A 20,743-nucleotide genomic window follows, 5' to 3' on the forward strand; every position below is an offset into this window, starting at 1 on the left:
CCATAATGAATCATTAAGTATCATGATTCGGGGTTCGATCTAGCAAAGCCTACTGCTTCCTTATGTAAAAGGCTAAAATGCTGAGTCATCAAAATTTTATTTTACGTCGGAATTTATCGCTTACCTCTTTTAATGGACTGCGAACCGTTTTTGGGCAAATGGCACAAAGGGTCGGAGAGGTTAAACTATTTTTGAGTGAAGATGTGCTATCTACCGTGACAGTTAGACCTCAACAAATAGAAGAAAAATTTGTTTTGTTGGTGTCAGAACAGTTTAGCGGTTTACTGGTGGGAACGCAATATTTAGAAGAGGGTCAATGGGAAGATCCAGAAGATAGACTATACCAGATAGGATTAACTTTTGCACCAGAAGCGATCGCAGCATTTATCGCTCAATTAAGTAGTTTACTCCAAGATCAGCCCCTTGCCGAACCAACTCTCCAACAAGCAACTCAAATTCTCCGTCCCAACGATAGTAATCTTCAAAGCGAATTTACTCTTTCCTTATTAGAAATTATTACACTTGAAGGTAGAAAAAGTATTTCTGAACAAGCGTTATATCCTTTTGTTTCTGTTTGTCAACCTGTGCATGAAGCTTTAGAACAACAGGTAGAACAAGAGCGATTATTGAATCAGGTAACAGCCCATATAGGGCAAAGTTTAGAATTACCTGTAATTTTGGAAACAGCTGTACAACAAGTGAGGAATTTTTTACAAGCCGATCGCTTATTAATATATCAGTTTGAGCAACCTTTATCTTCAGTTAAAAACTTAGAGATAGACGATAGTGATATTTTATCTTTTTATAGGTTAGCGATGAAACCAGAATTACATCCTGAAGCAGCGCAGTTAATTAGAACAGAAAATCACCATCAATTAGAGCAGGATTTTGAGCAGGAAGTAAGCGATCGCAAAATTTGGGGACGAATTACTTATGAAGCTAGATATTCTGATGATATACCTTCTGTCTTAGGTTTTTCGGAAGAAGAACGTTGTTTTTTTTATGTACCAAACTGTCGGGAAAAATATCGCAAAGGCTTTACTTTAGCAGTCAAAGATATTGAAACTGCCTATATTTTTCATCCCTGCTTGTTGAGTTTAATGCGCTCTCATCAAGTGAGAGCTAAATTAGTTGTACCGATTTTAATTCAAGAACAACTTTGGGGTTTATTAATTGCTCACCAATGTTTTGAACCACGTCAATGGCAAGAAAAAGAGAAAAATTTCTTGTCCCATATTGCCGAACATTTAGCGATCGCAATTTACCAAGCACAACTTTATGCCGAAGTGCAACAACAAAAACAAACCTTAGAAAAAAGGGTGATCGATCGCACCCAAGAACTACATGATGCCATGCTTTTGGCACAATCAGCTAATCGCGCCAAAAGTGAATTTTTAGCCACGATGAGTCATGAATTACGCACACCTCTAACCTGCGTAATCGGCTTATCTGCTACTCTATTAAGATGGTCTTTTGGGCAACTAAATCAAAAACAAAGAGATTATCTCCAAAGCATTCATGATAACGGAGAACATCTCCTCGAATTAATCAACGATATTTTAGAATTATCCCAACTAGAATCCGGGAAAACTGTTTTAAATATCAGCGAATTTTCTCTTTCACAGTTAGCACATCAAGCAATCAACAACTTGAAACTAAAAGCTAACCAAAGAGGAGTAGAATTAGCAATAGCAGTGAGACTCGATCCGAAAAACGATCGCTTTTTAGCCGATGATAGAAGAGTGCAGCAAATTCTCTACAATTTATTAAGTAATGGCATTAAATTTACTCCCCAAGGTGGTAGAGTAACCTTGCGAGTTTGGCGAGAAGGCGATCGAGCAGTTCTGCAAGTAGAAGACACGGGAATAGGCATTCCCGAACACCAAAAACATTTGCTTTTCCAAAAATTCCAACAATTAGATAGTTCTTACCATCGTCAATATGAAGGAACAGGATTAGGATTAGCTTTAACTAAACAATTAGTAGAACTTCATGACGGTACAATTGAAGTTAACTCCACAGTTAATGTCGGTTCAATTTTTACTGTGTGGTTGCCCAAACAAGAATATCTTATTGGCGAGAAAACCGGAGCTAATTCATCATCCTATAATAAAGAAAGAAAATTAGTAAACTTAAAATTTCCCGCCGGAAGAATCATTGTCATTGAAAATAATGAAGAAACAGCTACTTTAATTTGTGAAATTTTAACTGCTGCTGGATTTCAAGTAGTTTGGTTATTAGAAGCTTCTACAGCGATGATGCAAATAGAGATTTTGCAACCTTTAATTGCGATCGTAGACTTTCATGGCAAAGAAATAGTAGAACAGATTCGTAATTTACCTAAAATGCAGGATGTAAAAATCTTAGCTTTAATCAATAAATTGCAATCAAAAGATATCTTGAAAGGAGTGAATGATTACTTATTCAAACCATTTTTACCCCAAGATTTATTACACAAAGTTGAACTACTAATGACGAATAAAATAGATGAATAAAGACTTATTACAACCCTTAAAACAGAGTATAATAGTTTCCTGCCAAGCGCCAGTAGAATCTCCCCTGCACGATCCTTATGTAATCGCAGCAATGGCAAAAGCAGCGGAACTCAATGGCGCAGCAGCAGTCAGAATCGATACCCCAGCACATATCACAGCAGTACGCCAAAAAATCTCAGCCCCAATTATTGGACTTTGGAAACAACAAATCCCTGGCTATGATGTGTATATTACCCCGCAATTTACTCATGCAGAAGCGATCGCCCAAGCCGGAGCAGATATCATAGCAATTGACGCTACCTTGAGAGAACGTCCCCATCAAGAACAACTAACAACAATCATTACCCGAATTCACCAAGAATTAGGTAAATTAGTCATGGCAGATATAGACACCCTAGAAGCAGCAATTTTCGCTGAAAATGCGGGTGCCGATCTTGTCGGTACTACCCTTTACGGCTACACAAAAGCAACAAAACACCTCACTCCCCCAGGCTTTCAACTATTAACAGAAATGGTGCAAAAACTCCAAGTTCCCGTAATTTGTGAAGGCGGAATCTCCTCCCCAAAAATGGCACAACAAGCCCTAAAAATTGGCGCTTTCGCAGTAGTTGTCGGCACTGATATTACCGGAATAGATGCCAAACTTAAAGCTTATTTGGAGGGGTTAGGGGGTAGGGATTAGGGGTTAGGGAAAAACACCCCTAATCCCTGCCTTCAAACTAACTAAGTCCGGCTAATTTTCTTTGCCAAATAATCATATTAGAACCAATTACCGGAGAACGAGCTATCAACCTACCTTGAGTATCGCTAATTTCCAACTTGTCAAAGTTTAATTCCTGAGAACGTCGCCACATATCCGCAGCTAATAGATCCTGTTTAGCAGAATCAAAAGTGTACCAATCATTAGCTACTTGAAGGCTTAAAAAATTATTAGGAAAATCAGCTTTAATTCCCACAATTAAACCATCAGCAAATCCACCCGCAATATCAGCAACTTGGTTTTGAATTGCTGCAATTAAAGTTTGTTCCGGTGTCAATACTGGTGGTGGTGGTGGCAAATTTTCTATTGGTTGAGGTGGCTGAGTTTCTGTTAATTCCAGAGGTGCTTTAATTCCTGATGCTACTTTTTCGTCTTCCGGTACAGGTGTGAATACCGGAGTTTCCGAGGTTGTGATAATTTCTGATGGTACAGGAATTTCGGGAACTGGGGTTTCTTCCGGTACTACTGCCACTTCTGGTGGTGTTGTCACCTCTGACGGTGCGCTAGGAATTGTGGGGGGAACTTCAGCTACTTGGGCTGGTTTTCCGGGCGAAAGTAGGGAATTTACCCAGAGTATGAGGATTAATAGTAGGGCGATCGCACCAGTCAACACCGTATCATTCGGCAACTTTTGTCGCACCGACTCCGGTAAAATCTGGCGTACCTTCGTCAAAATAGCCTTCCATACACCCCAAATTTTACTGAATAAACTCGGCTGTGCCACTGGCGCAGCCTTAGCAGTAGTTGTTGCCGTTGATGCAGGCGCAGGAGTCGTTGCTGCTGGTAACGTATCCGTCAGCGGACTCGGAACAGTTAATTCAGCTGCTGATAAGGTATCCGTCAGCGGACTCGGAACAGTTAATTCAGCTGCTGATAGGGTATCCGTCAGCGGACTCGGAACAGTTAATTCAGCTGCTGGTAACGTATCCGTCAGCGGACTCGGAACAGGCATAGCCGTTTCTGGTGGCAAACTAACAGCAGCGGGTATAGTGTCCTGAGTGCTAACTTCCGGCTGCTTTGGTTGATCTTGTGACATAAAATCTCTTCCTGGGCTTTTATTAGGGGATGGGGGATGGGGGTTAGGGGATAGGGAAGGAAGAAGGGGTCAGGGAATAGGGGATAGGGAAAGAATCTTTCCCAACCCCCAACACCTAACCCCTAACCCCCAGCTTTAGCTTTTCTGACGCACCTAACAAACTGTGTTAAGCCTGACAGCTTTAGTTCTAAGATTTTTACAGAATGCTTTCTCCTGCCCTAATCTATCATCTGCTATTCTGCTTTTGAGCGAGTTATTTAGTTTAAGAATTAATTATGAACTTCAATCGTCGTCAGTTCCTAGTTTTAGGCGGCTTAACTGGTTTGGGATTAGGCTTTTTAACTAAATTTCTGCCAAATACCCCAGCCGAAAGTACAGACACCCAATCCAAAAGCCAATTATCTAAAGTAGTTCCAAAATTAGTTACTCCTAAAGAACCACCCCCGTTCAGGTTCGTTTCTGTAGCAGATACGGGTACGGGTACGAAAAGTCAGTATGCCGTAGCGGAAGCTATGTCTCGCTATTACAAAAAAAATCCTTACGACTTAGTAATTTTGGCGGGAGATAACATTTATAACAACGGTGAAATGGAAAAAATTAAGGCAGTTTTTGAACGACCTTATGAATATTTATTAAAAAAAGGAGTCAAGTTTCGTGCTTGTTTAGGCAATCACGATATTCGCACAGAAAATGGCGATCCTCAAGTTAGGTATGCTGGTTTTAATATGCCAAGTCGTTACTATACATTTCGCCACGATTATGTACAATTTTTTGCTTTAGATACTAATGTTAATGCTGATTGGAAAAATCAGTTAAGTTGGTTAGAAAAAGAACTAAGTTTGAGCGATGCGCCCTGGAAAATTGTGTTTGGGCATCATCAAATTTATTCTTCTGGTGTTTATGGGTTGAATCAACCTTTTATTAAGACTTTTACTCCGCTTTTTCAAAAATATAAAGTGCAACTTTATATTAACGGTCACGAACACAGTTATGAGCGGACGCGATCGATCGATGGTACAACTTACATGATCACTGGTGGAGGTGCAGGAACCCGCCCTGTTGGAAGTTCGGATTTTACGGAATATTCCGCAAGTCGCCTCAGTTTTGCCGCTTATGAAGTGTATCGCGATCGCATTTTGATTAGCGCCATTGGTACAGATCATTTAGTGTTTGATAAAGGGGTGATTAAATTGTAGGTAGCAGTAGCAGGCAGCCTGGGAAGAAAAAATAGTATCAGCAATTCAAAGACAATTAAATTCAGAACATTAACAGAATTTTATTGATCAATTCCACACTTGAGTTAAATCCAAAACAAACCCAGGCAAAACATCTTCCCCAGATAAACTTAGCGGATGATCTAATACTTCTACATCCCGATTTTGGCGATAAATTTCTACTTTTTGGTTTTTGCGATCGATCAAACAACCCAAACTAGCCCCATTTTCCAAATATTCCCGCATCTTGGCTCGTAAAGGTTCCATATAGTCATTTTTAGAACGCAATTCCAGCACAAAATCAGGACAAATAGGCGCAAAACTTTCTTGCAGTTCCTTTGTCAGTGCATCCCATCTTTCTTGACGTATCCAAGCAGCATCAGGAGAGCGATCGGCCCCATTTGGCAGATGAAAACCACTGGAAGAATCAAATGCTACACCTAGTTTATTTTGACGGTTCCACAACCAAATTTGCCCAGAAATATCAAAGTTTTTGTTACCAGTTTCACTACCCGTTGGTGGCATAACAATTAACTCTCCTGTAGCAGTTCGTTCCAGTTGTAAATCGCGGTTAGCCAGTGCCAATTCCACAAACTGCTCGTGGGAAAGTTGCAGTGTTAAAGTAGTTGGAATATTGACCGTAAATACTGAGGATAAGTTAGTTTCTGTCATTTTAGATCAACGGATTGGTAACTTACGAATACGTACAGAATTATCATCTAAAGTTAGGGCTGAACCTTCTCTAAATTCATGCTGAAGAACTCACAATTCGATCGGAAACTGCCCAAGCAGCGTAATTAAGAGCTTGTCGGATATCCTCTGCTTCTAATTCTGGGTAAGCTTCCAAGACTTCTTGAACAGACAAATTACTGGCTAATAACTTGAGAACAAATCCGACTGTAATTCGCATTCCACGAATTGTGGGTTGTCCAAGGCAGATATTTGGGTTAATAGTAATACGATCTATATTGTTCATAATTTGTGCTTAGATTTGCGATCGATCAATTTACTCATTCTAGCTGGACAAGTTGAATATATTGAATGTTTCTAGTACTTGGTCAAGGGTACTCATAAAATTAGGCTATTATCGAGTGAGTAACATCTCTATAATAATGAAAAAATTTTAGCGTACAATTATTTGTTTAAGCTATGATGATAGAGCGATGAGAGAACCAACAGGGGCGCAGCTAAAAACTTTATATAGACTTTGCCATCTCCTTACAAACATGATGTTTCAGCCTATTCATATCGTGCGCCTCGATGAGCGATCGCTCAATTTGTTTATTCTAGCTGGACAAGCTGAAGATATCGAATTTGAAATTCAACCAGATGGGAGTATTGAACCATGACTAAAGTTAATTTTGCGGCAATGAGCGATCGCGAATTAAAGCAATATATTCTGAGTCATCGAGACGATCGAGAGGCATTTTACGCTTATATCGATCGACGACATTCCCGCCCTAATAAACTTACAATAAAATTTGAAGATCCAGCTTGGGAAGAGAAGATAGTATCAGCAATTCAAACACAATTAAACTCGGAAAATTGAACAAAAACTATATTACTAATAATTTGTACTCGACTGCTTGAATGCTTCCATTAGAATTGCACCCGCCCCAAAACAATCGTATGGAGTTTGTAAGTCATAAGTTTTAAAGGGTTCTAATGGCGAAATATCCTCTGCTATCTCTAAATCTTCTGCCAGAATTCGGATCAATTTGAGTTTTTCTGTTGCAGAAAGTTGTAGAACAGCGGGAAGCGATTCAGCTAGTTTCATAATAACTTACCTCTTAAAATTATTGTTCAGTAGCCAATATTTATCATATCTGATGCACCTTAAAGACCACAAAATACTCCATACTTAATAAGTATTAACTTGAGTTAAATAGCAAACAGAAAATGCTTTTGCTTTTATATATTGGGCAAGACAATGAGCAACATATTCAGCCAGTTTAACAGGCACAGCGTTGCCAATCATTTGTTCGATATCGGTTTTAGAACCTTCAAAAACAAATTTTTCTGGAAAAGTTTGTATATAGCTTCTTTCCAGAGTAGTTAAAGGACGTATAGCCGACGATATTGGGGCTGAATCTCCCGGATGAGGTTTATACATTTTTGGAATCGGTCTATTCACTCCTCTAACTGTTGGGCTAGGTTCATCAATACTGAATACACCACGTCTCTTATAACTTCTCGGATGTCTATAATAATGCTCAATATCTAAACTCTTTCCTATTTGATTAAAATATTGTCTAATGGTTATAGGTTGAGCAGCTGAATTATTTGACAAATAAGGCTCAATTTTTCTATCTTCTCCATCAATTTCGCCAATCCAGAAAAATCTTTTTCTATTTTGTGGAACCCCACATAGACTAGCATCAAGAATTTTTTCACTGAGCCCATAGTTAGCAGACTTAAAGATTTTCTTAGCTTCTGGATACTTTGTGCTTTTTACAAATCTGTCCACATTTTCCAAGATAAAGAATTGAGGTTTAACCGCGATAACAATCTCAGCAAAAGAGATTGTTAAATCTCCTCTTCCTAGACTTTCATCTCTTTTTCCTGCACTAGAGAAGTCTTGACACGGTGGCCCTCCAGCTATAATATCTGGACTAAGTTTTCTGATCGTGTCAAAATCTCCTTGAAGATTGCCCAGATCAACTACGAATGCTTGATGTTTAAAGTTTTGACGATAAACATCAATGGCTAACTCCCAGTTGTCAAAACCAGCAATCAGATCAAATCCAACATTTTGGATTCCCAGCGATAAACCACCGCAGCCTGAAAAAAGATCTATAACTTTAAATTCACTTGGCTTAATTTTCATTTTTCTTTCCCTTAGTTTACCGATCTAATTAAATAGCTCTGGGTTGCTTAAAAGAGCGGCATCAAATCGTCTTTCCGGGCTGAGAAAGTTTTGCCCACCGCCAAGAACAATATTTTTAATCTCGTTTTTTTTAATTCTAGGACTTGTTAGTTCTGCACAAGCCATGTATTGATTGGTATTAGCGCCGTTTAGTGCAAACGCCTTATCAGTTTGAGCATTATAGGCAAGTGTTTTTATAATATCTGCATGAGGAATTCTATCCTCTAGAGCAAAATCAAGAAGCATTCTTGCCAGCCAAATAACAGACCTTGCATATCGATCTATTTCTTGTTTTCTACTCAAAGCCTCCCTTGCTGCATTGAAGAAAAGCCTTGTGAATGCAAAATCACTCCACACAAAGATATCCAAACAGTCTTCGTGCAGTTTGGCTGTTCTTCCAATAGTTTTCCAAACTGGTTGTAGAACAAATGGTTCTTGTGAGTTTAATGCTGACATCAAGATCTGATCTATATCATTTGCCAAGTCTAAAATGTAACCTATAACATTTTCTACATCCCACCATGCTGATATTCTACGAACAGAATTAGGATCTAAATAGTTAAGTAATGCTCCAGGAGAATCGTTAAACTTGTATGCAATCCCTAGTGCTAAATAAACAATGGTAGTAGGTCTGACAACAATTTCACAGCCGTACTGAGCTTCTGGTAATCTATAGGTTGAATTATCAGGTAATGCTGTGAGCTTTACTTCTAAGCAGCGTAAACAAGTATTTCTTGTGGCTTTGTTAAGTGTTACTAGGTCAGTTCTGGGAAATTTACCTGTAACAATTGTTCTGTAAGGTGTAAAATCCGTTTCAAATGAGAAGTAAAGTTCTGATGCAAATGGATCTAATCCAAAAACAGCAGAGACATCTATCTTTTCATGTCTAATTCGAGCATTTGTATCTAAGGTTAGATAGACTGGCTTCAATCCTTTACTAGCCATGTAGCAAGCTAAAGATGCAGGAAAAGCATTATTAAATTTATTTTTGCCCCAACTTTCCTCCTTGGAAAAATCTCTATTAGAGCGTCCCCGCTCTAATCCAAATATACCTGATTCTGCGCCAGAAAAAATTGTTTGGGTAGGTATCATACTGTTTTTTACTACACTTGATGTTTAGAAAAATCTCTAAAGATTATCAACTACAAAACTGCAACCTGAAGTGTGTTCGATCGCTATTATTCAGCAAATCTCGCTTTCTAAATCAACTATGCTCTAAAACCAACCCTTTCCAAGGGGAAAGAAATAACCATTTCCTTCCCCCAACCTACAACTAAATACTCAATCGTTGATAAATCTGATCCAAATGCTTTAAATGCCTTTGTGGATCGAAACACTCCTCAATTTGCTCTTTCGATAACCTTTCAGTAACACGAGGATCGCTGCTAATTAATTCTCGGAAATTACCTTCTGGTTTATTCCAAGCTTGGTGAGCACAAGATTGGACGATCGCATAAGCCTCCTCCCGACTCATCCCTTTTTCCACCAAAGTTAACATCACTCTTTGGCTGAAAACAACACCGCCGTAAACATTCATGTTTCGCGCCATGTTTTCGGGATAAACTAACAGATGTTTCACCAAATCAGTAGTTTCTACTAACATGAAATCAGTCAGAGTGCAGCTATCTGGCAAAATCATTCTTTCTACCGAACTGTGGGAAATATCCCGTTCATGCCAAAGCGCCACATTTTCCAAAGCTGCAACCGCATTACCCCGCAAAATTCGCGCCATTCCGGTTAATCTTTCGGAACGAATTGGGTTACGTTTGTGCGGCATTGCGGAAGAACCTTTTTGTCCTTTAGCGAAGTATTCTTCTACTTCGAGAACATCGGTTTTTTGCAAGTTGCGAATTTCTACGGCAAAGCGTTCAATTGATGCGCCAAGTAATGCTAAAGCTTGCACAAATTCCGCGTGAATATCTCTGGAAATTACCTGAGTTGAGGCGGTATCTGGTTCTAAACCTAGTTTTTGACAAGCGATCGCTTCTACTCTCGGTTCAATATTAGCGTAAGTTCCCACCGCACCGGAAATTTTCCCCACTGCAACACGCTGACGCACATTCACCAATCTGTCACGATGGCGCAAAACTTCTGCCAACCATCCTGCCAGTTTAAACCCAAAAGTAATCGGTTCGGCATGAATTCCGTGCGATCGACCAATCATTACCGTGTTACGATGTTGCTGTGCTTGGTAACGAATCGCTTGGATTAAATCTTCCAAACGTTCTAACAGCACATTGGTACTAGCCACCAATTGCAATGCCAAAGCAGTATCGAGGACATCGGAACTAGTTAAACCCAAGTGAATGTAACGTCCCGCATCTCCCACATATTCGTTAACATTCGTCAGGAAGGCAATCATATCATGGCGGACTTCGGCTTCAATTTCTAGCACCCGCTTGGGGTCAAAGTTTGCCTTCGCCTTAATTTCCTCTACCGCCTCAGTCGGAATATATCCCAGTTCAGCTTGCGCCTCGCAAACTGCAATTTCAACCTGAAGCCACGTCTTTAATTTATAATTTTCAGTCCACAAGTTGCCCATCTCAGGCAACGTATAACGCTCAATCACAGTCTGCTACACAGTACAACTGTCATATTTTATCGCTATCTGCCTCCAGCGAAAGCCGAGAAAACCCCGATTTGATAAAGCTTTGTTAACGTCAGATCTTGCAGCAAGAGGCAGAGCCTCCATTCTTCGTTCCCAGGTTCAACCTGGGAACGAAGAATGGAGGCTCTGCCTCCTTTGAGTGCAAGGAACCCTGGTAGAGACGTTGCAGGCAACGTCTCTACGAGAGTTTACGAATTTCAGGAATTGTACGGATATTGTTGTAGTAAAATCATAGTTTAATTTAACAGTTGAATTCTCGATTATGAGTAAGATAGTTAATTTGGGGCAAGCTCTATCAATTATTACTTTGGTATCTTTATCTTTAGGCAGTACAAAGGCTATTTCTGCTACTCAAACTAATTTAAACCTTAGTCAAAATGGCAATGAATTTCTGATTGCACAGCGACGTTGTAACCAGCCATTTATGATGGTAATGACTCCCGAAGGTGGGCCTTTACAAGTGCGCGATCGCAACGACATTAACGCCAAAGCTTTCGGTACTATTCCTAATCGTTCAGTCGTGTTGCTGAAGAAGTTTGATCGATCGGGAGATTGGGCAAATATTGTTACCGACAGAGGCAATGGTTACGAAGGTTGGGTATGGGCAAATTACCTAACTTGTGGCGCTGATTGAGCTTAGTAAAAAATAGTTATCTGAGATTTGATAAATAATTTAGATGCTTCTATCCGTGAGTAAGAAATTATCTTATTCACGACTTTTTATTATAATGGCATTAATTATATTAAAGAGTCAGAAGAAATTATGCAAGCGAAAGAATTGTTGCAGAAGGTTCAATTTGTAGTAGATGCAGAGGGAAATAAATCTGCTGTGCAACTCAGCCTGGAAGTTTGGGAAGAACTATTAACTATTTTGGAAGATTTGGAAGATGCTGAGGAAATTCGTCTAGCACGGGAGAACAAAGAAACAGCTATTCCTTGGGAACAAGCTAAAGCAGAGTTGGGGATAGAGGTTTAAATGTATACGATCGAAATTCTCCCCAAAGCAATCAAAGACCTTGCTGATATATCTAGCAATTCATAGAACAAAAATCCAAGGCTCATATCGGCTGTTAATTATGAGCAGAAACAGTTCTCGTATTTCGTTTGATGCGATTATTGCGTTTAATACGAATCTGTGTTATGTTCTAAGAACATATACGCTTATACACATCATGCTGAAGCAAAAATTACCATTAAAGTCAGTTACTCAGCCACAAGAGGCAGACTTAATCGCAAAACTAGAACAAATCCTCAGCCTGGAAGATTCACAAGCAAAATTAGTAGGAAGCAACGGAGAAGAAGTTCTAATTCCTGAGTCTGTTTACAGCGTGTTACGTCAGGTTGTTCACGCAATGGCATCTGGTAAAACTATTACTTTGGCACCTCACAATCGTGAACTAACTACACAGCAAGCAGCTGATATTTTGAATGTTTCAAGACCTTTTCTGATCAAGTTATTAGAAGAGGAGCAAATTCCATACATCAAGGTAGGAAAACATCGCCGCATTCGTTATCAAGATTTGATGACGTATAAGGAAGTACGTGATAAAAAGCGCAGTCAATTACTTGAGCAACTAGTTCAAATGACTGAAGATGCAGGACTTTACGAGGACAACGAGTAATTTAATCCGTAGATATGGAGAAAGATGTTGTTGTCTTAGATGCCTGTGTTTTATACCCTATGTACCTACGAGATATTTTGCTCTCTACCGCCGAAGCAGGTCTGTATTTACCATGTTGGACTGAAAAAATCTTAGAGGAAGCAACAGGCAAACTTGTAAGCAAAGGGATAAAGACGTTTGAGGAGGCAAGGCAATTTGGAACTGTTATTAAGGAAGCCTTTCCAGAAGCAATGGTTGAAATACCTTTTGGGCTGGAAAAAGTAATGACAAACGATCCTAAAGATCGTCATGTTCTTGCCGCTGCTGTAGTAGCTAAAGCCGATATTATTGTTACCGATAATATTTCGGACTTTAAACCAGAGGATTTGGCTCCTTGGAATGTCAAAGCACAGTCAGCTGATGATTTTCTCACTGATTTATTCCAAGCTTATCCAGACTCTATAGTTCAAGTAGTAAGGCAAAACTGTAACAAATATACAAAACCGAAACGGACTTTTGTCGAACTACTTGAATTTTTGGCTAACAAAGCTAAAGTACCGAACTTTGCTAATCAAGTTCTATTTTATGAATACTGTGATTTTGTTGTACAAACTGCTAAGAAAGCGTTAAGTAAAATAGGAATGCCTGCGCCAGAAGGTGGTCGATTTTATGAAGGAGAGAGGTATCGACTCTGGCAGAAAAGAAAAATTCTTACAATTACTGCTAAAGATGGTCGAGGTGAAATCCTGCGAGTTCAGGACAGGCAAATAGAAGGAAATATTTTATCCCAGGATGTCATAGTTTTCCAAAAATTTGCTGAAAACTTAGACCAAGAACTAGAGAAAACTAGGGATTAGCCATAGCAGCCCGGGTTTCCAACGCTTATTAAAAATGGTGCAATATCTGAAGTATAAATCTTCTCATTAATTGCAATTTGAGGATTGTTAGTTAGAGCGCATTAGACAAGAAAAGCTTGTGGAAATCAAAATCATCAAAGTCTGACGCACCCTAGAATTAATGGAATCTGCTCAAAACGATTAACAGAAATTTTAGTTTGAGAATTAGATTCTATTGCATTCAAATAAGGCATCAGCGCATAACTTATACACTCAGCTAATCTCGGTGGTACAGCATTACCAATTTGCCACATAGCTTTTTTCATTGAACCTTTAAAAATAAAACTATCGGGAAATGTCTGCAAACGAGCCATTTCTCGCGCTGAAATCACCCGATTTAAGTAAGGATGAATGTGTGTACCTCCGTGATTTTCTTTCACAGTCATACTTGGTTTACCAGGGTATTGACGCTTAAAAGCATCAACATAACTTTCATACAAAGAACCACCAGGCGGAACTTTTGCTATTCTCTCCATATATTCTGGTGAATGGCGAGTCCATTCATGATTTAGTTCTGGGATAGCTGTATACTCTGGCAAATCGGAAATCGCTGATTCAATCGGTTTGTATTCATGGGGTAATAATTGAATTTTTGGATATGGATTTTCCATGCCAAATCGATTAGCAATGAAAATAGCTCTTGGTCTAATTTGCGGTACTCCATAATGGTGACTTCCACGTATCCTTGCTACTGCAAAACCTACTCTTTCAAGTGCGGCAATCACTTCCCGTCCGGTCAAACTTGGTAGTTTACTCATACTCCAACTGAAACTCTTTGAACACCAACAAATTCAAGTGATTCTCCTGTGTCTTGCTCAACTTCTAAACAAAGTTCGATCGCTTCTCGAATACGTTCCATCAATTCATCAAGCGATTTTGCTTGGGTATGACACCCAGGAAGACTAGGTACAGAAGCGACAAAATAACCTTCGGAATCTCGCTCGATTATTACATTAAATTCTCTGCTCATTTTCAGCCGTCTTGGTTTACTGTTAATTACTAATTTCCTGCATTTTACCAATTAACCAGCTGTGTGAAAGACTTCTTTCACTTTCACGACCCCACAGCAAAGCTTTTTCTAGTAAATTTATTTTTTTATAAGTTATGATTATCTTTGCGAAGTGTAATAGCTAAATGTGTAAAGGAGAGAACTACCAATGAAAGAATTAACTCGTCGGGAATTTATTATTGTTTCTAGTTTAGCTGCTGGTTTTGCTTTAGCAGTTCGCCCTATTTCCGCCCAAGTTATCACCACCGATAGCAAAGGTTTGATAGCGGGAGAAGTGAAAATTCCGGTTGCAGATGGTCAAATTCCAGCTTATCGCGCTATGCCTGCAACTGGGGAGAATTTTCCTACTGTTTTAGTGATACAAGAAATCTTTGGGGTTCACGAACATATCCAAGATATTTGTCGTCGTTTTGCTAAGTTGGGATATTTAGCGATCGCACCCGAAATGTTTGCCCGTCAAGGCGATGTCTCCCAAATGTCTGACATCCAAGAAATCATTTCCAAAGTTGTTTCTAAAGTCCCTGACTCTCAAGTAATGTCTGATTTAGATGCTACCGTAAAATGGGCAGCACAGTCAAGTAAAGGCAACACCAAAGAATTAGGAATTACAGGTTTTTGTTGGGGTGGCAGAATTACTTGGTTATACTCAGCACATAACCAAAATGTCAAAGCTGGTGTCGCGTGGTACGGGCGTTTAGTAAGTAAACCTACTCCATTAACTCCTAAACATCCTATTGATATCGCTGCTGATTTAAAAGTACCAGTATTAGGACTTTACGGCGGAAGTGATGATGGCATTCCTAATGAGACAGTTGAACAAATGCAGAAAGCATTAAAAGCCGGAAACAGCGGTTCACAAATTGTGCTTTATCCCGATACTCCTCACGCTTTCTTTGCTGATTATCGTCCAAGTTATCGCAAACAACAAGCCGAAGATGGCTGGAAAAAAATGTTAGCTTGGTTTCAGAAACATGGAGTTGCTTAGAGGAAAGAAAAAGTTATCCCTGATAGGGATTAAGTGTTAAGTCCTTCTAGAAAATAAAACTATTTAGAAGGGCTAGAGAGAGTAAGTTCACATTATAATGAGCTTATTTCAATCCCTGTTAGGGATTATTGCTTTCCTAGTAAGCTTTTGGTAGTCAACAACATAAATTTTACTCAGTTGTATTCCTTCTTTAGGACTTTTACCTGAGCATGAAAAGATGAATTAGTGAGCCACTAGGATAATGGACTAGCTCTCTCTATTAAAAGTATAGAATATAGAAGATGTTTTTGTAAAGGTTAAGCTAATTATAATGTAGCGGTTGTGCTACATTAGGAATAAGGGAATAAAAAATCCTGTTCATAAACAATAAGCACCACCTGAACACCAATTCTAATGCTTGTTCAGATGACGCTGTTCCAAGAGTGAAGAGCGAAGCGGCTGGCTTGGAGGCTTTTAGCCGTTTCACAATTCTATTTTTGACTACAGTATGGCTGTTAGAGCCAAGGAGTCTTCATGTCTAAAAATTTTAACTTAGATCAGCAACTTAGTGAAAGGTTGGCAATCGCGCTTTCTGCTCAAAGTGATGTGTATCATAATTTATTTAATGAGATTGCATTACTTAAGAAAGAAATTAACCAAATAAAGGATAGGCAAGCTTATATAGAGTATGACTTACACGCGGAAAATCAGCTTTTGAAAGATCAACTCTCTGAGAAGCAATGTCAGCCTAACTATTCTTCTGAGGATTATTGCTCAAATGCAGATTTTAATGAAAGGGAATATTCCGCAGAAAGACTAGGAAGCATTTAAGCAGTCAGACAATTCACCATTGCTAAAAAATTGATATATTTAAGTGATATCGATTTCTTATGGGAATCGTTTTTTTTCAATTTAACAATAGGAGAAAAAACAAATGAATGATTACATTAATTTTAATTTCAAAATAGAAGAACCTTGGATATGGGAGGGTTTAGAAGCACCTGACGATCCACTTAATGAACTTTCGGATTTAGAAATGGGTTTGAGACTTTTTTGTTTTGAATGGAATCATAAAGTTTCACTAGAAGTAGGAGATACGAAAAAAGATATATTTTTAGACCCTGATGTTGTTCTGATAATAGAGGAATTACCAGATAAAATCGCACAACTATCTAAAGGTAAAAAGGGTGATATACATTTTCCCGAAAGCTATTTAATTCTTGAGTTAGTCCCAATGGGAGATACAATTAACTGCAACCTAAGAAACTTCGGATACTCAACTGAACAGAAAAACTTTCAATTGAATAAGTCTCAATTCTTGGAAGTTTTAACCAATTTTCTCGAAGAAATTGTTAGCAAAGCAGTAGCAGGCGGTTACATAAAAGCATCCGAAGGGGAAGAATTTCTCAAACCAATACATCAGCAGGCAATATTGCCAAAAAATATCTAAGTTATTAGGTGTTTGGGCAAAAAATCTACTCGATTCAAATAACATAACCTAATTTTGCCATTTTCAAAGTCAATTCTACTAATGGCAGTGTTGTTAAGAATGAAGGAAAAACAATGTCCTAAAGGGAAGTTTAAAACCGTCGCTAAAAAGCAGTTATAAAAACCTCCGTGACTGACAAAGGCTACTCTGTCATTAGTATTACCATGTTTTTCTAATAGTTCTTGAAAAACCCTTTTTGCCCGAATAAACCATAGTTCGGTTTCTTCAACTTGACCATGCCACCAACCTTTTTCTCCTAAGTAATCTGGGAGGATTAATTCTGGGTAATTTGTGGTAAAATACACTCGGTTTTTACCTTCGGTGGCTATAGGTTCATCAGTTCGATCGTCCCGGAAATAAGGGCCTCTACATTCATGGATATCAACCCACGCTGTTAACGGTAAATTTATTGCTTGAGAAATGAAAGTTCCCGTAATAACCGATCGAATCATCAAGCTGGAATATAGATGAGTAAAATTAAAACCTGTAGCATTTTGAAAATCTCTTTCCGGTATGGGTGTAGGAGAATAATTGTCACTCAGAAATTGGGCTAAAACTTGAGCTTGTTCCTTACCTGTGGTAGTTAATTCTGGATCGTCCGATCGACCTTTACTTGAACCAGTCACTCGCCGATTGTAATTATTTGTAGATTCGGCGTGTCTAATAAAATAAAGCTGCATACTGGAGTAGATATAAGCAAACAATTAATACATTTAATTACAGAATATCATAGATGGAAAGGCAAAATAACTACCTGTGTTAATCTGCGATCGCCTACCCCCCAATAAGTATTTTTACAACCAAACAACAGCTAAAAACAAAGTACCCCGATCGGGTACTGACGAAGCTTTTTTCGGAAACTTAAGATAAACATATTCGTCGGAAATATCTAGAAAGATTTAAAAACGAATTCCAAAATTAACATCTAAAAAACCGGAGTAATTTATGAAGAACATTGCAGCTTTAGCTTTAGTTGGTTTGACAGTTAGTGCTTTAGGAATTGGCAGTACAATTGTTAAAGAAAACGCGATCGCACAACAACCAACCGCAGAACAAACAATTCGCCCCTATAGCGTCAATCCTAACGTTGCCCTTGATGGAAATTGGCGATTACAATGGGGTTTAAGCGGCATTAATCATCGCGCTAGACTTTCAATGGATGGCAACTTCGGCAGAATGACTGTAAACGCCAGAATGCCCAATGGAAACTTAATCGCTGCCGAACAAAGAATGACATTGACACCTACAAGAAATGGCTTTATTTTACGGGGTAGCAGACCAACTTACCCCGGAAGTAACAGACCAGTTCCTAACTACAATGCTGACACATTTCGCATTCAACCAATAGGGCGAAATCAGTTAAGAGTGACAAATTGTAGCAGTGGTTTCTGTGTTCCCGTTAGCATGAGAAGATACTAAGGCTATCAAAATTGCTAATTGTTTGTGTTGATTAAATCTGCACTACAGAAGTAGAGACGTTTCATGAAACGTCTCTACTTTTGATTTAGGGAACGCAAATCTATCAATAAAGAAAGAGGTTGTGGATGAAAAAGCTTGATAAACTGAGCCTTGTAGAATTTTGAGGTGAAACCATTGTTAGACGAACAGGCAAAAAAGACAGTACTGCGGATGATTCCTCACGGAATTTATGTTTGTGGCGTTAAAGAAGGTGAAGACGTTAACGGTTTCACTGCTAGTTGGGTAATGCAAGCTTCTTTTGTCCCGCCATTAGTAGTAAACTGCGTCAAACAAGATTCTAAATCCCACGCCATGATCGAAGCAAGCGGTGTGTTTACTCTCAGCGTTTTGGAAACTGGACAAACAGACTTAGCACAGAAATTTTTTAAACCCCAGCGGCGAGTGGGCAACAAATTTGAAGATGTAGAATTTTATCTGGGACAAGAAACTGGTTGTCCGATTATTTCCGACGCTTTGGGCTATGTAGAGTGTAAAGTTGTCGGTGCCGTGACACAAGGAGACCACACCGTTTATGTGGGTGAAGTAATTGGTGCAGGTGTACATCGGGAGGGAAGTCCCCTGTTGCTGGAAAGCACTGGTTGGCAGTACGGTGGTTAGAAAAATTTATTAATCTCTGTGACTCTATTATCTATTCCTTTGGGAAGAAAGGAATAGGTAATAGAGTTGGAATTTTAATATAAGATTTTAGTTTGTTCGATCGCTTAAATAACCCACTTAGAGATTTAACTTATGCCATTAATTAAAGTACAAACCTCAGTAACCGCACCAGAGAAAGCCGAAGTCGAATCCTTGCTCAAAACCCTCTCATCTGGATTAGCCAAACACTTGGGAAAACCCGAATCTTATGTAATGACAGCATTTGAACCAAATGTCCCCATGACTTTTGCTGGCACCACAGACCCCGTTTGCTACATTGAAATCAAAAGTATTGGCACCATGAGTCCAGCACAAACTAAATCCATGAGTCAGGATTTTTGCCAGCAGATTAATCAAACGCTGGGTGTACCAGCTAATCGCATCTACATAGAATTTGCCGATGCTAAAGGTGCCATGTGGGGTTGGAATAGCTCGACATTCGGCTGATAACTTAACTAATTTTATGCACTCACAGAACAACTTAATTAACCCAGACTAGCTTATAATCTCGGTGAGTAATTCTGAAACCCCTTTGTTCGTGATTGCAATTTATCCTGGCAGCTTCGATCCAATTACTCTTGGTCACCTCGATGTGATTTCCAGAGGCAGTAAGCTGTTTGAGCGAGTCATAGTAGCTGTGCTGCAAAATCCTAGCAAATCACCTCTGTTTACCATGCAAGAGCGAATCGACCTAATTCGGCAATCTATTACCCACCTTTCTAATGTGGAAGTAGACTGTTTTGATGGTCTAACTGTAAATTATGCCCAACTGCGAGGAGCCAGCGTTATTATCCGAGGTTTGCGGGTGCTTTCTGACTTTGAAAAGGAGTTACAAATGGCTCACACTAATAAAACTCTTTTTGAAGAAATCGAGACAGTTTTTTTGGCAACCTCGACAGAATATGGCTTTTTAAGCAGTAGCGTGGTAAAAGAGATAGCCAGATTTGGCGGCTCAGTCGATCATCTAGTCCCTAAGCACGTTGCTATTGATATATACAAAAAATGTTACACCAAGATACATCCAGAACAGACCCCGATAGTGAAGAACCCAACACCGAAGAGCAGTTAAATCAGCAGAGAACAACAGGTGTAGACATTCAACGAGAACTCAATCGCCTAGAGGAGATTATTCTCGATAGTCCCCGCATTCCCATGTCTCGGCGTACTTTGGTGGATGAAGAACAGTTGCTAGAACAATTAGATTTGGTGCGGCTGAATTTGCCAGCGGCTTTTGCGGAAGCGGAAACTATTGTCCGTCATAAAGATGAAATTATTTTGGCGGCGGAACAGTACGCTCAACAGATAGTGGAAGCTGCTGAACAACGTGCTAACCAAATTTTGGAGGAAAGTAGTGTTGTCAGACAGGCAAAGTTAGAGGCGCAGCAACTCTGGCAAACTGTGCAGCAGGAATGTCAGTCAGCACAAGAGCAGACTTTGGCTGAAATTGAAAGTATGTACCGTGAGGCACAAGAGGAATTACAAGATATACGTGCTAAAGCGATCGCAGAAGCTGAAGCAATCCAAAATGGTGCAGATGACTATGCTGACCAAGTTCTGTCTAATATCGAACAAAATATTAGCGAAATGTTGCGGATCATTCGTAATGGTAGGCAGCAATTACAACCTCCTACTCTACCTCCTGCTTCTTCAAATCGGTCTTCTCCCATTCCGCCGAAGAAGATTTGAGGTA

Annotated in this window: 26 protein-coding genes and 1 pseudogene; 17 read left to right on the plus strand and 10 right to left on the minus strand. The window is 39.3% G+C overall.

Features of this window, described 5'->3' with window-relative positions; genetic code table 11:
* The first annotated feature begins 77 nt into the window (after positions 1–77).
* On the plus strand, positions 78–2,495 hold the full coding sequence (locus ACE1CA_RS23710; protein WP_413276714.1) for a hybrid sensor histidine kinase/response regulator: 2,418 nt from the start codon (positions 78–80) through the stop codon (positions 2,493–2,495).
* Positions 2,488–3,177, plus strand: coding sequence for an N-acetylmannosamine-6-phosphate 2-epimerase (locus tag ACE1CA_RS23715; protein WP_413276715.1), 690 nt, complete (start codon positions 2,488–2,490; stop codon positions 3,175–3,177). The genes ACE1CA_RS23710 and ACE1CA_RS23715 overlap by 8 nt, the downstream gene beginning before the upstream one ends.
* Positions 3,178–3,214: 37 nt before the next feature.
* Here ACE1CA_RS23715 and ACE1CA_RS23720 read toward each other — a convergent pair whose 3' ends face one another.
* Complete coding sequence (locus tag ACE1CA_RS23720) at positions 3,215–4,291, minus strand: hypothetical protein (protein WP_413276716.1); 1,077 nt, start codon at positions 4,289–4,291, stop codon at positions 3,215–3,217.
* A 275-nt stretch (positions 4,292–4,566) separates the two neighbouring features.
* Here ACE1CA_RS23720 and ACE1CA_RS23725 point away from each other — a divergent pair, with 275 nt between their 5' ends.
* Positions 4,567–5,487: a metallophosphoesterase family protein gene (locus ACE1CA_RS23725; RefSeq protein WP_413276717.1), complete on the plus strand. Its 921-nt coding sequence runs from the start codon at positions 4,567–4,569 to the stop codon at positions 5,485–5,487.
* 87 nt (positions 5,488–5,574) lie between these two features.
* Here the strand turns inward: ACE1CA_RS23725 and ACE1CA_RS23730 are convergent, their stop codons facing one another.
* Both ACE1CA_RS23730 and ACE1CA_RS23735 read right to left on the minus strand, forming a co-directional pair.
* A complete protein-coding gene (locus ACE1CA_RS23730; RefSeq protein WP_413276718.1) occupies positions 5,575–6,177 on the minus strand; it encodes a Uma2 family endonuclease in 603 nt (200 codons plus the stop codon).
* Between the two features lie 76 nt (positions 6,178–6,253).
* Positions 6,254–6,481, minus strand: a complete 228-nt coding sequence (locus tag ACE1CA_RS23735; RefSeq protein WP_413276719.1) for a DUF433 domain-containing protein — start codon at positions 6,479–6,481, stop codon at positions 6,254–6,256.
* 187 nt (positions 6,482–6,668) lie between these two features.
* Between ACE1CA_RS23735 and ACE1CA_RS23740 the strand changes: the two genes are divergently transcribed.
* Positions 6,669–6,854: a DUF6888 family protein gene (locus tag ACE1CA_RS23740; RefSeq protein WP_413276720.1), complete on the plus strand. Its 186-nt coding sequence runs from the start codon at positions 6,669–6,671 to the stop codon at positions 6,852–6,854.
* Positions 6,851–7,054 carry a DUF6887 family protein gene (locus ACE1CA_RS23745; protein ID WP_413276721.1) on the plus strand — a complete coding sequence of 68 codons (204 nt, stop codon included), beginning with the start codon at positions 6,851–6,853 and terminating at the stop codon, positions 7,052–7,054. The genes ACE1CA_RS23740 and ACE1CA_RS23745 overlap by 4 nt, the downstream gene beginning before the upstream one ends.
* A gap of 15 nt (positions 7,055–7,069) precedes the next feature.
* Here the strand turns inward: ACE1CA_RS23745 and ACE1CA_RS23750 are convergent, their stop codons facing one another.
* The 4 genes from ACE1CA_RS23750 to purB form a co-directional block, all read right to left on the minus strand.
* On the minus strand, positions 7,070–7,282 hold the full coding sequence (locus ACE1CA_RS23750) for a hypothetical protein (RefSeq protein ID WP_413276722.1): 213 nt from the start codon (positions 7,280–7,282) through the stop codon (positions 7,070–7,072).
* A gap of 84 nt (positions 7,283–7,366) precedes the next feature.
* Entirely contained in the window at positions 7,367–8,332 is a 966-nt protein-coding gene (locus ACE1CA_RS23755) for a DNA cytosine methyltransferase (RefSeq protein ID WP_413276723.1), read from the minus strand.
* 24 nt (positions 8,333–8,356) lie between these two features.
* Positions 8,357–9,463 (minus strand): HindVP family restriction endonuclease, encoded by a 1,107-nt coding sequence (locus ACE1CA_RS23760; RefSeq protein ID WP_413276724.1) that lies wholly within the window; start codon positions 9,461–9,463, stop codon positions 8,357–8,359.
* A gap of 181 nt (positions 9,464–9,644) precedes the next feature.
* Positions 9,645–10,940 (minus strand): adenylosuccinate lyase, encoded by a 1,296-nt coding sequence (gene purB, locus ACE1CA_RS23765; RefSeq protein WP_413276725.1) that lies wholly within the window; start codon positions 10,938–10,940, stop codon positions 9,645–9,647.
* Positions 10,941–11,241: 301 nt separating this feature from the next.
* Here purB and ACE1CA_RS23770 point away from each other — a divergent pair, with 301 nt between their 5' ends.
* From ACE1CA_RS23770 to ACE1CA_RS23785, 4 genes are all read left to right on the plus strand, one after another.
* A complete protein-coding gene (locus ACE1CA_RS23770; RefSeq protein WP_413276726.1) occupies positions 11,242–11,613 on the plus strand; it encodes an SH3 domain-containing protein in 372 nt (123 codons plus the stop codon).
* A 129-nt stretch (positions 11,614–11,742) separates the two neighbouring features.
* On the plus strand, positions 11,743–11,955 hold the full coding sequence (locus tag ACE1CA_RS23775) for a hypothetical protein (protein WP_413276727.1): 213 nt from the start codon (positions 11,743–11,745) through the stop codon (positions 11,953–11,955).
* Positions 11,956–12,151: 196 nt separating this feature from the next.
* Positions 12,152–12,601 (plus strand): helix-turn-helix domain-containing protein, encoded by a 450-nt coding sequence (locus ACE1CA_RS23780; protein ID WP_413276728.1) that lies wholly within the window; start codon positions 12,152–12,154, stop codon positions 12,599–12,601.
* Positions 12,602–12,615: 14 nt separating this feature from the next.
* A complete protein-coding gene (locus ACE1CA_RS23785) occupies positions 12,616–13,437 on the plus strand; it encodes a VapC50 family PIN domain-containing toxin (protein WP_413276729.1) in 822 nt (273 codons plus the stop codon).
* Positions 13,438–13,571: 134 nt separating this feature from the next.
* On the opposite strand, the pseudogene ACE1CA_RS23790 reads toward ACE1CA_RS23785, so the two are convergent.
* Both ACE1CA_RS23790 and ACE1CA_RS23795 read right to left on the minus strand, forming a co-directional pair.
* Positions 13,572–14,150 (minus strand): annotated as a pseudogene (locus tag ACE1CA_RS23790) (DNA cytosine methyltransferase); the annotation flags it as partial.
* 80 nt (positions 14,151–14,230) lie between these two features.
* Positions 14,231–14,446: a type II toxin-antitoxin system HicB family antitoxin gene (locus ACE1CA_RS23795; RefSeq protein WP_413276730.1), complete on the minus strand. Its 216-nt coding sequence runs from the start codon at positions 14,444–14,446 to the stop codon at positions 14,231–14,233.
* Positions 14,447–14,633: 187 nt separating this feature from the next.
* Here ACE1CA_RS23795 and ACE1CA_RS23800 point away from each other — a divergent pair, with 187 nt between their 5' ends.
* The 3 genes from ACE1CA_RS23800 (at position 14,634) to ACE1CA_RS23810 (ending at position 16,899) form a co-directional block, all read left to right on the plus strand.
* Positions 14,634–15,470, plus strand: a complete 837-nt coding sequence (locus tag ACE1CA_RS23800; protein ID WP_413276731.1) for a dienelactone hydrolase family protein — start codon at positions 14,634–14,636, stop codon at positions 15,468–15,470.
* Positions 15,471–15,983: 513 nt separating this feature from the next.
* On the plus strand, positions 15,984–16,280 hold the full coding sequence (locus ACE1CA_RS23805) for a hypothetical protein (protein ID WP_413276732.1): 297 nt from the start codon (positions 15,984–15,986) through the stop codon (positions 16,278–16,280).
* A gap of 103 nt (positions 16,281–16,383) precedes the next feature.
* Entirely contained in the window at positions 16,384–16,899 is a 516-nt protein-coding gene (locus ACE1CA_RS23810; protein ID WP_413276733.1) for a hypothetical protein, read from the plus strand.
* Here the strand turns inward: ACE1CA_RS23810 and ACE1CA_RS23815 are convergent.
* Positions 16,896–17,618 carry a histidine phosphatase family protein gene (locus tag ACE1CA_RS23815; protein WP_413276734.1) on the minus strand — a complete coding sequence of 241 codons (723 nt, stop codon included), beginning with the start codon at positions 17,616–17,618 and terminating at the stop codon, positions 16,896–16,898. The genes ACE1CA_RS23810 and ACE1CA_RS23815 overlap by 4 nt on opposite strands.
* 265 nt (positions 17,619–17,883) lie before the next feature.
* Between ACE1CA_RS23815 and ACE1CA_RS23820 the strand changes: the two genes are divergently transcribed.
* The 5 genes from ACE1CA_RS23820 to ACE1CA_RS23840 all read left to right on the plus strand — a co-directional run bounded on the left by ACE1CA_RS23820 (position 17,884) and on the right by ACE1CA_RS23840 (position 20,739).
* Complete coding sequence (locus tag ACE1CA_RS23820; protein ID WP_413276735.1) at positions 17,884–18,357, plus strand: hypothetical protein; 474 nt, start codon at positions 17,884–17,886, stop codon at positions 18,355–18,357.
* Between the two features lie 174 nt (positions 18,358–18,531).
* Positions 18,532–19,014 carry a flavin reductase family protein gene (locus ACE1CA_RS23825; RefSeq protein WP_413276752.1) on the plus strand — a complete coding sequence of 161 codons (483 nt, stop codon included), beginning with the start codon at positions 18,532–18,534 and terminating at the stop codon, positions 19,012–19,014.
* 132 nt (positions 19,015–19,146) lie between these two features.
* Positions 19,147–19,500 (plus strand): phenylpyruvate tautomerase MIF-related protein, encoded by a 354-nt coding sequence (locus tag ACE1CA_RS23830; protein ID WP_413276736.1) that lies wholly within the window; start codon positions 19,147–19,149, stop codon positions 19,498–19,500.
* A gap of 91 nt (positions 19,501–19,591) precedes the next feature.
* The gene (coaD, locus tag ACE1CA_RS23835; protein WP_413276753.1) at positions 19,592–20,122 is read left to right on the plus strand and encodes a pantetheine-phosphate adenylyltransferase; all 531 of its coding nucleotides are present in this window, start codon (positions 19,592–19,594) and stop codon (positions 20,120–20,122) included.
* A complete protein-coding gene (locus tag ACE1CA_RS23840) occupies positions 20,056–20,739 on the plus strand; it encodes an ATP synthase subunit B family protein (RefSeq protein ID WP_413276737.1) in 684 nt (227 codons plus the stop codon). Before coaD ends, ACE1CA_RS23840 begins: the two co-directional genes overlap by 67 nt.
* Positions 20,740–20,743: the final 4 nt, after the last annotated feature.

Origin of the sequence: Floridaenema evergladense BLCC-F167 (genome assembly GCF_041929205.2) — a bacterium.
GTDB classification, from domain to species: domain Bacteria; phylum Cyanobacteriota; class Cyanobacteriia; order Cyanobacteriales; family Aerosakkonemataceae; genus Floridanema; species Floridanema evergladense.